Raw genomic sequence first — 14,549 nt, forward strand, 5'->3', positions numbered from 1 at the left:
GCCGGGACCGGCCCGGCGTCCGGGGCGGGCTCCGGGTCCCGGTCCCGGCCGGCCGCGGAGCCGGGCGCCGCGACGCGACCGCTGACCGGCGCGGCGCCCGGGCCGGGCCGGACGGCCGGGCCCACGGCCTGGTCCGCGGCCGGAGCCACGACCTGGGCCACGGCCGGAGCCACGGCAGGGTCCGGGACCGGCCCGGCGTTCCGGCCCGTGACCGCGTCGCTCCGCCGCTTCCACGCCGGCTTCCGGTGCGTGTTCATTCCACGGCCTCCCTCGCTGCCGGGCTGCGGGTGCCGCGGGGCACGCCCGTGCGGAGTTCCAGGGCGGCGGCGATGTCGTCCGCGCCGGGTCGGTCGTGGCCCGCGAGGTCGGCGACGGTCCAGGCGACGCGGAGGACGCGGTCGAGGCCGCGGGCGGTGAGCAGGCCGCGTTCCAGGTCGCGTTCGGCGGGGGCGAGGACGCCGGGTGCGGGGTGCCAGCGGCGGCGCAGCTCGTGGCCGGGAACCTCGCCGTTGGTGCGCCAGGCGGTGCCGGCGTAGCGGACGGCGGCGCGGTCGCGGGCGGCCCGGACCCGGGCGGCCGCGTCGGCGGTGGGTTCGGCGCGTTCGCCGACGGCCGAGAGCTCCGCGCGGCTGACGGCGTCGACGGCGACGCGGAGGTCGACGCGGTCGAGGAGCGGGCCGGTGAGCCTGCCCTGGTAGCGCCGGATGACCGTGGGCGCGCACTCGCAGCCGCCCTCCTGGCGGGCGAAGCGGCCGCAGGGGCAGGGGTTGGCGGCGAGGACCATGAGGAAGCGGGCCGGGAACTGCACGACGCCCGCGCTCCGGGCCACCACGACGTGCCCGGATTCCAGCGGCTGTCTGAGGGCGTCGAGGATCCGTCCGCTGAATTCCGGCGCCTCGTCCAGAAAGAGCACTCCGCGGTGCGCCAGGGAGACCGCCCCGGGCTTCGGCAGGGCGTTGCCGCCGCCGATGAGGGCGGGCAGGGTCGCGGAGTGGTGCGGGGCGGCGTAGGGGGCTTCGCCGACGAGCGGCTGGCCGGCGGGCAGGGTGCCGGCCACCGAGTGGATCGCGGTCACTTCGAGCGACTCGGCCTCCGTCAGGGGCGGCAGCAGCCCGGGGAGCCGTTCCGCCAGCATCGTCTTGCCCGCTCCCGGCGGGCCTTTGAGGTAGAGGTGGTGGCCGCCGGCGGCGGCCACTTCGAGGGCGTAGCGGGCCTGGTGCTGTCCGGCGACGTCGGTGAGGTCGGGCCGGTACGCGCCGGGGCCGACGGCCGCCGGGGTGCACCAGCCGGCTCCGGGCACGGCGAGGCGGGCCGAGGGGGGCGCGGCGGCGGCGTCGGGGTCGGCGGGTTCCTCCGGGGGCTGTTCGTCGTTGAGGACGGCGATGAGCTGCCGCAGGCTGCGTACGCCGAGGACGGAGACGTCGGGCACGAGGGTGGCCTCGCCCGCGGCGGCTTCGGGGACGACGACCTGGCGGCAGCCGGCGTCGGCGGCGGCGAGCACGGCGGGCAGCACGCCGGGCACGGGCCCGACGCGGCCGTCGAGGCTCAGCTCGCCGACCATGACGAGCCCGGTGAGGGCGTCGGGCGCGATGCGCCCGGCGGCGCCGAGGGTCGCGCAGGCGATGCCGAGGTCGAAGCCGCTGCCGGACTTGGGTACGGCGGCGGGGCTGAGGCCGACGGTGAGCTTTTTCTGCGGCCAGTCGACGCCGGAGTTGACCACGGCGGCGCGCACCCGGTCGCGGCTTTCGGTCAGGCTCTTGTCCGGGAGTCCGACCAGCGTGAACGTGGCGACGCCGGGCTCCAGGTCGGCCTGGACCTCGACGACGACGCCCTCCACGCCGACGAGGGCGACCGAGCAGGTGCGGGCGAACCCCATCAGGCGGCCCCCCGCACGTGCTCGACGACGGGGGCGCCGCGCTCCGGCAGCACGACGCCGACGACGTCGATCCGCACGCCGCCCGGCGGGGCGCCGCCGTGCCGCAGCACCCACGCCTCGGCGAGCCGGCGCAGCCGGTCGGCCTTGGCCGGCGGCACGCCGGCCATCGGGTGCGCCCAGCCGCCTTCCCGTCTGGTCTTGACCTCGCAGACGACGAGGGCTTCGCCGTCGAGCGCGACGATGTCGATCTCGCCGTCGCCGCATCGCCAGTTCCGCGCCAGGACGGTCATTCCCGCCTCGGCGAGGCGTCGCTCCGCGATCCGTTCCCCGTACTGTCCGAGCGCCTGCCGCTGCTTCGGCATCCGGCACCACCTCCCGCGTCCGACTGTGCCGGGCCGCGGGCAGACGTGTGGATCTTGGTGGACAACCGACGGGTTGTGGACAACTCCCTCACCCATCGGGGTGAGGCACCGGAGGGCTCAGCCGAGGTCGTCGGAGGGAAGCTCCAGGTCGGACTTGCTCAGCTCCTCGATGTTCACATCCTTGAACGTGAGCACCCGCACCTGCTTGACGAAGCGGGCCGGCCGGTACATGTCCCAGACCCAGGCGTCCGCCATGGACACCTCGAAGAAGACCTCGCCCTGAACCGAGTGGACCTGCATCTCGTAGTCGTTGGTGAGGTAGAAACGTCGCTCGGTCTCGATCACGTATTTGAACAAACCGACGACGTCGCGGTACTCCCGGTAGAGCTTCAGCTCCATCTCGGTCTCGTACTTCTCGAGGTCCTCGGCGCTCATGGCACGTTCCCCTTCCGCCTGTGCGTGACCCCATTGTGCGTCCCCCGGGCGCGACGGGCCCGGGCATAGCCGGAAACCGGCCCGTAGGCCGCGCCGCCCAGGATCAGCGCCGCCCCGGCGACGACCGCGAGCAGCAGCAGCCGCAGCGGCCCGGGCTCGGAGACCCCGCCGGGGAGCGCCGCGAAGCCGTCCGGGCGCTCCAGCATGCCCGCGCTGCCGAACGGCCACGCCGTCGCGTCGACCCGGCCCTCGACGGCGTCGCGGGGTATGGCGCCGCCGCCGGATTCGGCGAGGTGGTTGCGGGAGTCGACGGAGTCGCCGCGGTGGTCGCCGAGCAGGAAGATCTTCCCCTCCGGCACGGTCGTCGCGGGGAAGTCGCCCTGCGCCGCGCGCTCACTGTCCGTGACGTACGGCTCGGCCACCGGCGTGCCGTCGACCGTCAGCCGCCCCTGTCCGTCGCAGCAGCCGACCGTGTCCCCGCCGACCGCGACCACCCGCTTGATCATGGGCAGGTCGCCCCACGCCGCGTCCTCGAAGACCACGACGTCGCCGCGGCGCACCTCGTCGCCCGAGATCCGCTCGGCCAGCACCCGGTCGCCGGAGGCGACGGTGGGCGCCATCGACGGGGTCGGCACGGTGTACGGCCGGTACACCACCGCGCCCCAGGCGAAGCCGCCGAGGAACAGCACGCAGCCGAGGGCCACGGCCAGACCCGACAGCACGCTCCCTCGGCGACCGGCTCCGCTGCTGCTCATGGCCGCACACTACCCAGAGGTACGGCGGCCAGTCAGCCCGCTCGGCGAACCGCCCCGGCCAGCGACGCCCGCGACCGCGGCGGGAGCGGCCCGCGCCCGTGAAAGCGCAGGCCGGGACGGTCGCGTACGCCGGGAGGGGCTCCGGCGCCCCGCGGCACTGTCACCCGGACGGCCCCGTAGCCCCCGGGCCGTACGCCCCGCAGCGCCGGCCCCGGACACGTGGGCGGCCCTCTCCGAGTCCTCCGACGGCCCCTGAGCCCCCGGAAGGGCCCTTGAGCCTCCGGGGCCTGTCTCAGCCGTTCAGGTCCGCCTTGCGGATCAGCCGGCGCCGCCGCCACAGCACCAGAGGCACCGCCCCGGCCAGCCCCAGCGCGGCCGGCGCCGCACCGCCGGCGGCGGCGTTCAGCCCGGGCTGGTCGAAGGTGCCCGGCACCGGCAGCGTCCCCCAGCGGTCGATCGGCCAGGCGCGGGCGATGGCCCGCCCGACGACCAGGTCCTCGTCGACGAAGCCCTTGTCCGGCGACTTCTCGTGGTACCGGGAGTCGAGCGAGTCCTGCCGGTGGTCACCCATCACCCACAGCTTGCCCTCGGGGACCTTCACCGGCCCGAAGTCGTTGTCCTCGCAGGGAGTGTTCCCGGGGAAGATGTACGACGTCTCATCGAGCGCCTTGCCGTTGACCTTCACGGGGCCGGCGCCCTTGCACTCCACGGTGTCCCCGCCGACCGCGATGACGCGCTTGATGAGGTCCTGCTCCTCCGCCGAGGGCATCAGGCCGATGAAGCTCAGGCCCTTCTGGATGCCTTCGAGCACGGGCCCGGAGTCCGACTGCGGCGCCTCGTTCAGCCAGCCGCCCGGGTCGTGGAAGACGACGACCTCCCCGCGCTCCGGCTCGGCGCCGAACCAGGGCGTGAGCTTGTCCACCAGCACCCGGTCGCCGACCTGCAGGGTGTTCTGCATGGAGTTGGAAGGGATGGAGAACGCCTGGACCAGGAAGGTCTTGATGATCAGCGCGAGCACCAGCGCGACGAGGATGAGGATCGGCAGCTCCTTCCAGAAGGAGCGCTGCTTCTTCCCGCGGGCGCCGGCCGCGCCGGCGCCGTCCGCGCCGCCACCGCCGCCCGACCCGTCCGTACCCTCGGCGCCTCCCCCGGCGCCGCCTCCGCCGTCGCTCATCGAGCCCGCTTCCGCCGCCGCAGGGCCGCCGGGAGGACCGGCCGCGGTATACGGCGGGAGGTCGGGCCGGGCGGGGGAGGCGGGCCGGGCGTCGTCCCCGGGGGCGTCCGCCGGGCCGTCGGCCGGAGGCTGCCCCTCAGGGCCGCCGGGAGGGCCGTCGGACGGCTGCTGCGCACGTTCCTGACCGGGCCTGTCTTCGGGGCCCTCGTGACCGGACCGGGCGCTGACTGCCACGTCCCCCACATCCACTCCTCACCTTGCCGCCGCCTGCCCCGGGTCAGGTGCAGGCCCACCACTCCCATAACGAGCGAGAGTTCCGCAGGAGTCGGGAGGGGATCCATTCGGCCCACTTCTTTCGAGGACACCTTATTCGCCCGCTCGCCGGATTCCGGAACCGAGGCGTAGGTATCCGGTGAGTCGAACTTGTCCCAGTGGCCGAGCGGCCAGGCGATGACCATGGCCCTGCCGACCACGTCCTCCTCCGCGATCGTGCCGTGGTGCGGGCCGTCGAGGTGGTAGCGCGAGTCCGCGGAGTTGGAGCGGTGGTCGCCCATGACGAAGATCCGGCCGTCCGGCACGGTGACGTCGAAGGTGCGCTGCGACGGCTTGTCGCCCGGGTGCAGGTACGGCTCCACCAGCGGCTTTCCGTTGACCGTGACCCGACCCGTCTCGTCGCAGCAGGCCACCCGGTCGCCGCCGACCGCCACGGCCCGCTTGATGAGGTCCTGCTCGTGCTCCGAGGGCAGCAGCCCGATGAACGTCAGCACGTCCTTGGCCTGCGCGACGCCCACCGGGTCGTCGAGCCGGTCCTCCTCCTGGTTGCTGAGCCAGCCGCCCGGGTCCTTGAAGACGACGATGTCGCCGCGCTCGGGCTTCGCGCCGAACCAGGGCGTGAGCTTGTCGACGACGACGCGGTCGCCGATCCGGATCGTCTGCTCCATCGATCCGGAGGGGATGACGAACGCCTGCAGCAGGAAGGTCTTGACGCCCAGCGCTATCAGCATGGCCGCGCCGATGATGAGCGGGATCTCCTTTATCCGCGAGCGCGTTCTGCGCCGCTTCGCCCGCTTGGCCGCCTTGCGGCGCTCCGCCCTGCCGCCGATCCTCGGCCCCGGCTCGCCGCCGGGCGCGTACGGATCGCGCGGTCCCGACCCGCCGCCGGAGGCGTACGGATCGCGCGGTCCGCGCCCGCCGCCCGGCGCGTACGGCTCACGGGGCTCCCGCGGCGCACGGCCGTCGCCGTGCCCGCCGCCCGCACCGTGCCCGTCCTCCGGGCCGCCGCCCGCGTACCGCGCGTGGCTACCCCCCATACGCCGGCCGCCCCAGTGAACCGACCCGGTCCGGCGGCCACCCCCGCCACTCCGCCCTGCCGATGACCTTGTCCACCGACACCGTGCCGCCGCCCGGCGACCCGAGGTGGTCGCGGGAGTCGCGGGAGTCGCTGCGGTGGTCGCCCATGACCCACAGCCGGCCCGGCGGCACGATGACGTCGAACTCGACCAGCGACGGGGCATCGCCCGGATACAGGTAATCCCGCTCGTCGAGCGGCTTTCCGTTCACCGTCAACCTCCCCCGTGCGTCGCAGCAGACCACCCGGTCACCACCGACACCGATGACGCGTTTCACGTAGTCGGTGCCGTCGGACTCGGCAAGGCCGGTGGCCGCTCCGGCCTTGCGCAGCAGGCCCGACACCGGCCCCCCGCCGCCGCCGGCGGCGGCGAAGGTTCCGGTGCCGTCGAAGACGACAACGTCTCCGCGCTTCGGTTCGTCCCCGAACGCGTAAGCGAGCTTGTTGACCAATACCCGGTCACCGGGCTGGAGAACCGGTTCCATCGAACCGCTCGGCACGAGGAACGGCTGGACGACGAAGGCACTGACGAGCAGCCCGACGACGGTACAGGCGGCCGCGAGGGCGACGGCCCAGCGCAGCGGGCGCAGAAACGAGGAGCGCGACGGCTCCTCCCGCCCGGACTCCGGGGAAGAGGGGCCGTCGCGCTCCTCGGGCCGCAGCTCAGTGTCCATCGCAGCGAAGCCTAATATGGCGGTTCGCCCGCGTGGACAGGGCGCATCAGCGCTCGCGCTTCTCCTTGATCTTCGCGGCCTTGCCGCGGAGGTCGCGCAGGTAGTACAGCTTGGCGCGGCGGACCTGGCCGCGGGTCACCAGCTCGATCTTCTCGACGACCGGGGTGTGCACCGGGAAGGTGCGCTCGACGCCGACGCCGAAGCTCACCTTGCGGACGGTGAAGGACTCGCGGACCCCGGCGCCCTGCCGGCGGATGACGACACCCTTGAACTGCTGGACACGGGAGCGGCTGCCCTCGATGACGCGCACGTGGACGTTGACCGTGTCGCCGGGCCGGAAGGCCGGGATGTCGTCGCGCAGGGAGGCTGCGTCGACGCTTTCGAGAAGGTTCATGACCGTCTGCTTTCTTCGCCGATGCCACAGGTCATCGACAAGAGTCCGAAGTGGGACAGAGGATGCTGCAGCGTCGTACGGGCGTCGTGTCCCCCTGTGGCAGGGGCGCCGCGTCGGACGGCAGTCAGCAGCCGCCTATTCTTCCACGTCGTCGGCCGTACGCCAAAATCGTCCGTCGCTCCCCTCGGTCCAGCCGAGTTCGGCGAGGAGTGCCCGGTCGGCCTTGTCGTACGCGCCGGGCCCGGCCCGTTCGATCAGGTCGGGGCGGATCTCGGCGGTGCGGCGCAGCGCCTGGTCGCGGCGCCAGCGGGCGATGCGGCCGTGGTCGCCGCTGAGCAGCACGTCGGGTACGGGCCGGCCGCGCCACTCGGAGGGCTTGGTGTAGACGGGGCCTTCGAGGAGGTCGGCCATGGCGCCGGGGGCGAAGGAGTCGTCCTGGTGGGAGGCGGCATTGCCGAGGACGCCGGGCAGGAGGCGCACGACGGCCTCGGCGATGACGAGCACGGGCGCCTCGCCGCCGGCGAGGACGTAGTCGCCGATGGACACCTCGTGCAGGCGGTAGCGGCCGGCGTACTCCTCGATCAGCCGGCGGTCGATGCCCTCGTACCGGGCGGGGGCGAAGACCAGCCAGGGCTCGGCGGCCAGCTCCACGGCCAGCTCCTGGGTGAAGGGCCGGCCGCTGGGGGTGGGGACGACGAGCACGGGGTCGCCGGGTCCGGAGCCGGCGACGGCGTCCAGGGCCGCGCCCCACGGCCCGGCCTTCATGACCATGCCGGGGCCGCCGCCGTACGGGGTGTCGTCCACGGTGCTGTGCCGGTCGACGGCCCACCGGCGCAGGTCGTGGACGTGCACGTCGAGGTGGCCGCGTTCGATGGCCTTGCCGAGGAGCGAGAGCTTCAGCGGCTCCAGATACGCGGGGAAGATCGAGACGACGTCGATCCTCACGCGGCGCCCTCTCCCCCGCCGCGGCCCTCGTCGCCGGCGGCCTGGTCCAGCAGCCCGGGCGGCGGCTCGACGACGACGCGCTGCGCGTCGAGGTCGACCTCGGGCACGATCTCGGCGACGAACGGGATCAGCGCCTCGCCGCCGTCGGGGCGGGCCACGACCAGCAGGTCCTGGTACGGCAGGTGCGCCACCTGCGCGACGCGCCCCACGGGGGTGCCGTCGCGCAGCACGACGTCGAGGTCGGCGAGCTGGTGGTCGTAGAACTCCTCGGGGTCCTCCGGGGCCTCCGCGGGGTCCACGTCGGCGACGAGGAGGGTGTTGCGCAGGGCCTCGGCGGCGGTGCGGTCGGCGACGCCCTCGAAGCGCAGCAGCAGCCGGCCGCTGTGCACCCGCCCGGCGGCGACGGTCAGCGGCCCGGCGGACGCCGGGTCGGTGGCCAGGACGGCGCCGGGGCCGAGCCGCCGCTCGGGCTCGTCGGTGCGTACCTCGACGGTGACCTCGCCCTTGATCCCGTGGGCGCGGCCGATCCGCGCGACTACCAGCTGCACGGGTGCCTTCCTCTTCGTACGACGTGTGCCGCCGCGGGTTCGTACGACGTGGCCGCCGCGGGCGTACGGCCGCGGATCCGCGTACGGCGACGGGCCGGGGCGCCTGCCGGCCTCCCCGGCCCGTGCCGGTGACGACTGTCCCGCTGCGCCGCGCGGCGGCGGTTCAGCGGACCTGGTCCACGTCGACGAGGTCGACGCGGATGCCGCGGCCGCCGAGCGCGCCGACGATGGTGCGCAGGGAGCGGGCGGTGCGGCCGTTGCGGCCGATGACCTTGCCGAGGTCCTCGGGGTGCACCCGGACCTCCAGCACCCGCCCGCGGCGCAGGTTGCGCGCGCTGACCTCGACCTCGTCGGGGTTGTCGACGATGCCCTTCACCAGGTGCTCAAGGGCTTCTTCGAGCATCGTCAGGCCCCGGCGGCCTCGGCCGGGGCCTCGGCGGGCTCGGCGTCGGCCTTCTTCTCGGCCTTGTCAGCCTTGTCGGTCTTGTCGGCCTTTCCGCCCTTGTCGGCCTTCTTCGCCTTGGGGGTCACCGCGTTGCCCTTGGGCTCGTCGGCGGCGTCCTTGGCGGCGGCCTCGAAGAGTGCCCGCTTGTCGGCCTTCGGCTCCGGGACCTTCATCGGCTCGGGGGCCGGCAGGCCCTTGAACTTCTGCCAGTCGCCGGTGACCTTGAGGATGGCGAGCACCGGCTCGGTCGGCTGCGCGCCGACGCCCAGCCAGTACTGCGCCCGCTCCGAGTCGACCTCGATGCGCGAGGGGTTCTGGACCGGGTGGTACAGCCCGATCTCCTCGATGGCCCGGCCGTCACGGCGGGTGCGCGAGTCGGCGACGACGATGCGGTAGTGCGGCGACCGGATCTTGCCCAGCCGCTTCAGCTTGATCTTGACTGCCACGGGAGTGGTGTCTCCTGGAGTTGACGTGATTGGGCGCGCGGGGGTGCTGCGTGGGGTTGCAGTGCCCTGGCGCCCGATGGACGCGCCAGCCGGAGGAGAGAGGGGTCCTGTGCGGCTGTCGAGTTCAGCTCACCATTGTGCCACACGGCACCGACGCCCCCGCCCCCGCGATCCGGTGGGCGGTCCGCCGGCGCGCGTGCGGGCACGCCGATATCGGATCAGGTGGGGGGCGGTGACGAGGGCTGCGGTGACCGGGGGTCCGGCGCCCGGGGGTACGGCCCGGGGAGGCCGGGGCCCGGGAGGTCAGGCCGCCGCGACGGGTTCCGGGATGCGGAAGGGCTTGCCGCAGCCGCCGCACACGATCGGGGCCTGGGCCAGGACCGACGGCACGACGCGGACGTTCCGTCCGCAGTCGCACACGGCCTTCACCCGCACGCCGCCGCCCGACGACCCGTGCCGGGCCGCAGGACCGCGGAAGCTGCGCGGGCTGTCGGCGGCGGTGGCCGCGTCGTGCGCCCGCAGCGCCTTGCGGAGGCGCTCACCGGCCGCGCGGTAGCGCTTCTTGGCGGCCGGGGTGAGGGTGACCAGGGAAAACCCGCTGCTGGGGTGGGGCTCGTCGGGGTGGTCGAGACCCAGCTCCTCGGCGATGGCGAGGAAACGTCTGTTGTGGTACCGGCCGGCCCGGGAGGTGTCCCTGACTCCGCGGGCTGCGGCAATTCCGTGGACGGCTTCGTGCAGGAGTCGCTCGAAGGACAGCTCCGCCCCGCAGGCGGACGAGGACTCCCCGATCAGTGATTCCGGCGCGGCGAGGTCCGGCAGCTCGGGGTGGTACCGCTGAATCTCGGCCCACGCGGCTGCCAGCTCCGCGGCAAGTACAAGTGGTGTCGTGCTCACGTCGGGACTAACGAGCGGGGTGCCCCCGGTGTTCCGATTCCCGGCATCCCAAATAATTTGCATCTACCAGTCAGTTCACGATGATGCGGTGGGGACGGGGCGCCTGTGCTGATCTGTGGAGGTCTGCCGCTTAAATGATCAGGTCACAACAAAGCCGTACGTGACCGCTTGTGCACCGTCATGCGCCCTTCGCACCGTGCGTCCCCGCCGCCTCCCGCGTACGGCCCCGCCCCCGGCGGTCAGTACGCCCGGGCGACGACGGCGAGCGTACCCGGCTCGTCGTCCGCCTCCGGCACCGCCCCGTCCGCCGTGACCAGACAGCGCACGGACACGGCCTGCTCCGCGAGCCGCGCCTCGCCCTCCGGGCCGAGGTCCGCCCACGGGATACGGGCCCAGCCGCCGGCCGCCGCGGCCTCGGCCGCCTCGGCGACCGTCCGGACGTCCGTCGTACGTTCCACACGCATTCGACGCGACTCGCGCAGCAACCGTTCCTGATCCTCTTCGAGAATCTTCGGCAGCAGCCCCGCGTGCTCGTCGAGCAGGGCGTCGAGCGCGACGGGCTCCCGGCGGCCCGGGATGCGCCGGACGAGCGTGGCGGTCCCGGCGGCCAGGTCGCGCGGGCCGATCTCGACCCGTACGGGCACGCCCTTCAGCTCCCAGTCCACGGCCCGCCGGCCGAAGGGGACGTCGACGCGGTCGTCGACCCGGACCCGTACGCCGGCGGCGGCCAGCCGGTCACCCGCCTCGCGCACCCTGGCGAGCACGTCCTCGTCGTCCTTCACGGCCAGCACCACGGCCTGCACGGGCGCGAGACGCGGTGGGACGCGCAGCCCGTCGTCGTCGCCGTGGACCATGATCATGCCGCCGACCATGCGGGTCGTGGACCCCCAGGAGGTCTGCCACACGTGGCTGCGCGCGCCGTCCGCGGTGAGGTAGCGGGTGCCGAACGCGCGGGCGAAGTTCTGGCCCAGCTCGTGGCTGGTGCCCATCTGCAGCGCCTTGCCGTCGCGCATCATCGCTTCGAGGGTGAGGGTGTTGAGGGCGCCGGCGAACCGCTCGGCTGCGGTCTTGCGCCCCGGGAGCACGTCGATCGCCAGCACACCGGTCATGAAGTCGGCGTACACCTCGCGCTGGATGCGCGCCGCGAAGTCCCGGGCCTCCTCGTACGTGGCGTGGGCGGTGTGCCCCTCCTGCCACAGGAACTCCGTCGTGCGCAGGAACATGCGCGGCCGCAGCTCCCAGCGCACCACGTTGGCCCACTGGTTGATCAGCAGCGGCAGGTCGCGGTAGCTCTGCACCCACTTGGCGAAGTAGTCGTTGACGATCGTCTCGGAGGTGGGCCGGACCACGACCGGCTCCGGGAGTTCCCTGCCGCCGCCGTGGGTGACGACGGCCAGCTCCGGCGCGAAGCCCTCGACGTGCTCGGCCTCCCTGGCCAGGTAGGACTGCGGGATGAACAGCGGGAAGTACGCGTTCTGCGCGCCCGTCGCCTTGATCCGGTCGTCCATCTCCCGCTGCGTGCGCTCCCACAGCCCGTACCCGTACGGTCGGATGACCATCGTGCCGCGCACCGGACCGTTGTCGGCCAGCTCGGCCTTGGTGATCAGGTCCTGGTACCAGCGCGGAAAGTCGTCCGCCTGGCGGGTGAGTACGGGTGCCTTCGCCATGGCGGAGATCGTAGAGCGTGGCCGCGGGCCGCAGGTACTCGTTTACGGGGCCGCCGGCGGCCCGCGGCGGGGGGCGGTCAGAGCAGCTTCTTGAACTCCTCCGGCAGCTCGAAGTCCTGCGGGGACTGCTCCGCGCCGCCGCCGAACGGGCCGCCCGCGCCGGCCCGGCGCTCGGCCGCGGCCTGCTCGTCGGCCTTGCGCTTCATCGGGTTGCCGCTGCGCTGGCGCCCCTTGGCCTTCTTCTGCTGCTTGCCCTTGCGCTTGCCGCCGCCCGTGCCGCCCGGCATCCCGGGCATGTTCGGCATGCCCGGCACGCCGCCGCCCTGGGCCATCCGCGACATCATCTTGCGCGCCTCGAAGAACCGCTCCACCAGGTTCTTCACCGCGCTGACCTCGACACCCGAGCCGCGCGCGATACGGGCCCGGCGCGAGCCGTTGATGATCACCGGGTCGCTGCGCTCCCCCGGCGTCATCGACTTGATGATCGCGGCGGTGCGGTCCACGTCCCGCTCGTCGAGGTTGTTGATCTGCTCCTTCATCTGGCCCATGCCGGGCATCATGCCGAGCAGCTTGGAGATGGAGCCCATCTTGCGGACCTGCTCCATCTGCGCCAGGAAGTCGTCGAGCGTGAACTCCTTGGGCCCCTTCGCCAGCTTGGCCGCCATCTTCTCGGCCTCTTGCTGGCTGAAGGTCTGCTCCGCCTTCTCGATCAGCGACAGCATGTCGCCCATGCCGAGGATGCGGGACGCCATGCGGTCCGGGTGGAACGCGTCGAAGTCGTCCAGCTTCTCGCCGTTGGAGGCGAACATGATCTGCTTGCCGGTGACCTGCGCGATGGACAGCGCGGCGCCGCCGCGGGCGTCGCCGTCCAGCTTGGAGAGCACGACGCCGTCGAAGCCGACGCCGTCGCGGAACGCCTCCGCGGTGCTGACGGCGTCCTGGCCGATCATCGCGTCGACGACGAAGAGGATCTCGTCGGGGCCGACCGCGTCCCGGATGTCGGCGGCCTGCTGCATCATCTCGGCGTCGACGCCGAGGCGGCCGGCGGTGTCGACGATCACGACGTCGTACTGCTTGTCGCGGGCGTGCGCGAGGGAGTCCTTCGCGACCCGGACGGGGTCGCCGACGCCGTTGCCCGGCTCGGGCGCGAAGACGGCGACGGACGCGCGCTCGCCGACGACCTGCAACTGGTTGACGGCGTTGGGGCGCTGGAGGTCGGCGGCGACCAGCATGGGCGTGTGGCCCTGACGCGCCAGCCACGTGCCGAGCTTGCCCGCGAGGGTCGTCTTGCCGGCGCCCTGCAGGCCGGCGAGCATGATCACGGTCGGCGGGTTCTTGGCGAACCGCAGTCTGCGGGTCTCGCCGCCGAGGATGCCGACCAGCTCCTCGTTGACGATCTTGATGACCTGCTGGGCCGGGTTGAGGGCCTGGGAGACCTCGGCGCCCAGCGCACGGTCCTTGACCTGCTTGATGAAGGCCCGCACGACGGGCAACGCGACATCCGCCTCCAGGAGGGCGACGCGGATCTCGCGCGCGGTGGCGTCGATGTCCGCCTCGGACAGGCGGCCCTTGCCCCGGAGGTTTTTGAACGTACTCGCCAGGCGGTCGGAAAGAGTGTCGAACACGGCGCTCGTCGGTCCTCGGGTCGGGGGCGGAGGCAATCGTCCTCTAGGGTATCCGGCGCGCGGGACAAACACCCTCGCCAGGGGCGGCCCCGGCGGGAACGACGCCCCGGGGCCGCGGACGGCCGGGTCAGCCCAGCGCCGCCGCCAGCGCATCCGCCACCTCGCCGGCCCGGGCTTCGGCCAGCGGGCGGCCGGCGGTGTCGGTGACGTAGAAGGCGTCGACGGCGTTGGCGCCGAGGGTGCTGACGTACGCGCCGCGCACCTGCACGCCGGCCGTCTCCAGCGCGCGGCCGATGCGGTGCAGCAGGCCGGGGGCGTCCTGGGCGCGGACCTCGATGACGGTGGCGACCTGGGAGCTGCCGCGCGCGACGGTCACGCGGGGCGGCGGGGCGGGGGTGCCGCGGCGGCGGGGCCGGTAGGCCTTCTCCCGCTCGGCGAGCCGGGCGGGCACGTCGAGGGTGCCGTCGAGGACGCGCAGGAGGTCGGCGCGGAGGCGGTCGGCGGCGGGGAGGGAGCCGAACTCGGCGGCGACGCGCCAGTTGAGGAGGAGCACGTGCGGGGCGCCGGGGCCGGGGTCGCCGGCCACGCCGGGGGGCAGCCGCAGGGGGCGCAGCTCGGCGGTGCGCACCGTCAGCCGGTGCAGCGCCAGCACGCCCGCGACCGCCGGCAGGACGCCCGGCCGGTCGGGGACGGCCACGAGCAGCTCCACGCCCAGCGGCAGCGTGCCGCCGGACTCTTCAACACCGGGACCCGAGCCCGAGCCCGCGGCTGCGGCTGCGGCTGTGCCTGTATCTGCGGCTGTGCCTGTGTCTGTGTCCGCGGCTGCGGCCGGCTCCGCCGGCGGCGGCGGTTCCTCGGTACGGGCGCGCACCGCCAGCGCCGGGCCGCCCGTACGCCACGCCTCGACCGCCAGCCGCTCCTCCTCCGCCCCCGGCGCCCGCGCGCCCCGCTCCCCCGCCGC

Annotated in this window: 15 protein-coding genes and 2 pseudogenes; all 17 read right to left on the minus strand. The window is 73.8% G+C overall.

Going from position 1 to position 14,549, the window contains the following annotated elements:
• Window positions 1-257: pseudogene (locus ABD317_RS23635) on the minus strand (cell division protein PerM); the annotation flags it as partial.
• The gene (locus ABD317_RS23640; RefSeq protein WP_344291931.1) at window positions 254-1,876 is read right to left on the minus strand and encodes a YifB family Mg chelatase-like AAA ATPase; all 1,623 of its coding nucleotides are present in this window, start codon (window positions 1,874-1,876) and stop codon (window positions 254-256) included. The pseudogene ABD317_RS23635 and the gene ABD317_RS23640, both read right to left, overlap by 4 nt.
• Entirely contained in the window at window positions 1,876-2,238 is a 363-nt protein-coding gene (locus ABD317_RS23645; protein ID WP_027754957.1) for a YraN family protein, read from the minus strand. Before ABD317_RS23645 ends, ABD317_RS23640 begins: the two co-directional genes overlap by 1 nt.
• Before the next feature lie 117 nt (window positions 2,239-2,355).
• Window positions 2,356-2,673: a DUF2469 domain-containing protein gene (locus ABD317_RS23650; RefSeq protein WP_018839619.1), complete on the minus strand. Its 318-nt coding sequence runs from the start codon at window positions 2,671-2,673 to the stop codon at window positions 2,356-2,358.
• Window positions 2,670-3,428: a signal peptidase I gene (lepB, locus tag ABD317_RS23655; protein ID WP_344291932.1), complete on the minus strand. Its 759-nt coding sequence runs from the start codon at window positions 3,426-3,428 to the stop codon at window positions 2,670-2,672. Before lepB (ABD317_RS23655) ends, ABD317_RS23650 begins: the two co-directional genes overlap by 4 nt.
• 292 nt (window positions 3,429-3,720) lie before the next feature.
• Window positions 3,721-4,836 carry a signal peptidase I gene (gene lepB, locus ABD317_RS23660; protein ID WP_425582418.1) on the minus strand — a complete coding sequence of 372 codons (1,116 nt, stop codon included), beginning with the start codon at window positions 4,834-4,836 and terminating at the stop codon, window positions 3,721-3,723.
• Window positions 4,739-5,912: pseudogene (gene lepB, locus ABD317_RS23665) on the minus strand (signal peptidase I). Before lepB (ABD317_RS23665) ends, lepB (ABD317_RS23660) begins: the two are co-directional and overlap by 98 nt.
• Window positions 5,902-6,624, minus strand: a complete 723-nt coding sequence (gene lepB / locus ABD317_RS23670) for a signal peptidase I (RefSeq protein ID WP_027754960.1) — start codon at window positions 6,622-6,624, stop codon at window positions 5,902-5,904. Before lepB (ABD317_RS23670) ends, lepB (ABD317_RS23665) begins: the two are co-directional and overlap by 11 nt.
• 46 nt (window positions 6,625-6,670) lie before the next feature.
• Window positions 6,671-7,018 carry a 50S ribosomal protein L19 gene (rplS, locus tag ABD317_RS23675; RefSeq protein WP_027754961.1) on the minus strand — a complete coding sequence of 116 codons (348 nt, stop codon included), beginning with the start codon at window positions 7,016-7,018 and terminating at the stop codon, window positions 6,671-6,673.
• A gap of 135 nt (window positions 7,019-7,153) precedes the next feature.
• Window positions 7,154-7,963: a tRNA (guanosine(37)-N1)-methyltransferase TrmD gene (trmD, locus tag ABD317_RS23680; RefSeq protein WP_344291933.1), complete on the minus strand. Its 810-nt coding sequence runs from the start codon at window positions 7,961-7,963 to the stop codon at window positions 7,154-7,156.
• Entirely contained in the window at window positions 7,960-8,511 is a 552-nt protein-coding gene (rimM, locus tag ABD317_RS23685) for a ribosome maturation factor RimM (protein WP_344291934.1), read from the minus strand. Before rimM ends, trmD begins: the two co-directional genes overlap by 4 nt.
• A 163-nt stretch (window positions 8,512-8,674) precedes the next feature.
• The gene (locus tag ABD317_RS23690; RefSeq protein ID WP_027754963.1) at window positions 8,675-8,914 is read right to left on the minus strand and encodes an RNA-binding protein; all 240 of its coding nucleotides are present in this window, start codon (window positions 8,912-8,914) and stop codon (window positions 8,675-8,677) included.
• A gap of 2 nt (window positions 8,915-8,916) precedes the next feature.
• The gene (gene rpsP / locus ABD317_RS23695) at window positions 8,917-9,402 is read right to left on the minus strand and encodes a 30S ribosomal protein S16 (RefSeq protein WP_344291935.1); all 486 of its coding nucleotides are present in this window, start codon (window positions 9,400-9,402) and stop codon (window positions 8,917-8,919) included.
• Between the two features lie 303 nt (window positions 9,403-9,705).
• A complete protein-coding gene (locus ABD317_RS23700; protein ID WP_027754965.1) occupies window positions 9,706-10,296 on the minus strand; it encodes a hypothetical protein in 591 nt (196 codons plus the stop codon).
• 239 nt (window positions 10,297-10,535) lie between these two features.
• Complete coding sequence (gene proS, locus ABD317_RS23705; protein WP_344291936.1) at window positions 10,536-11,963, minus strand: proline--tRNA ligase; 1,428 nt, start codon at window positions 11,961-11,963, stop codon at window positions 10,536-10,538.
• 77 nt (window positions 11,964-12,040) lie between these two features.
• Window positions 12,041-13,588, minus strand: coding sequence for a signal recognition particle protein (gene ffh, locus ABD317_RS23710; protein WP_344291937.1), 1,548 nt, complete (start codon window positions 13,586-13,588; stop codon window positions 12,041-12,043).
• Between the two features lie 127 nt (window positions 13,589-13,715).
• On the minus strand, window positions 13,716-14,549 hold an 834-nt coding region (locus tag ABD317_RS23715; RefSeq protein WP_344291938.1), incomplete at its 5' end, for an ACT domain-containing protein.

Source organism: Streptomyces synnematoformans (genome assembly GCF_039531005.1).
GTDB lineage: Bacteria > Actinomycetota > Actinomycetes > Streptomycetales > Streptomycetaceae > Streptomyces > Streptomyces synnematoformans.

Coding starts and splice junctions, on each gene's coding strand:
- ABD317_RS23640 (WP_344291931.1), bottom strand. CDS start 1,876: ATGGGGTTCGCCCGCACCTGCTCGGTCGCCCTCGTCGGCGTGGAGGGC.
- rplS (WP_027754961.1), bottom strand. CDS start 7,018: ATGAACCTTCTCGAAAGCGTCGACGCAGCCTCCCTGCGCGACGACATC.
- ABD317_RS23650 (WP_018839619.1), bottom strand. CDS start 2,673: ATGAGCGCCGAGGACCTCGAGAAGTACGAGACCGAGATGGAGCTGAAG.
- ABD317_RS23690 (WP_027754963.1), bottom strand. CDS start 8,914: ATGCTCGAAGAAGCCCTTGAGCACCTGGTGAAGGGCATCGTCGACAAC.
- proS (WP_344291936.1), bottom strand. CDS start 11,963: ATGGCGAAGGCACCCGTACTCACCCGCCAGGCGGACGACTTTCCGCGC.
- ABD317_RS23645 (WP_027754957.1), bottom strand. CDS start 2,238: ATGCCGAAGCAGCGGCAGGCGCTCGGACAGTACGGGGAACGGATCGCG.
- lepB (WP_027754960.1), bottom strand. CDS start 6,624: ATGGACACTGAGCTGCGGCCCGAGGAGCGCGACGGCCCCTCTTCCCCG.
- lepB (WP_344291932.1), bottom strand. CDS start 3,428: ATGAGCAGCAGCGGAGCCGGTCGCCGAGGGAGCGTGCTGTCGGGTCTG.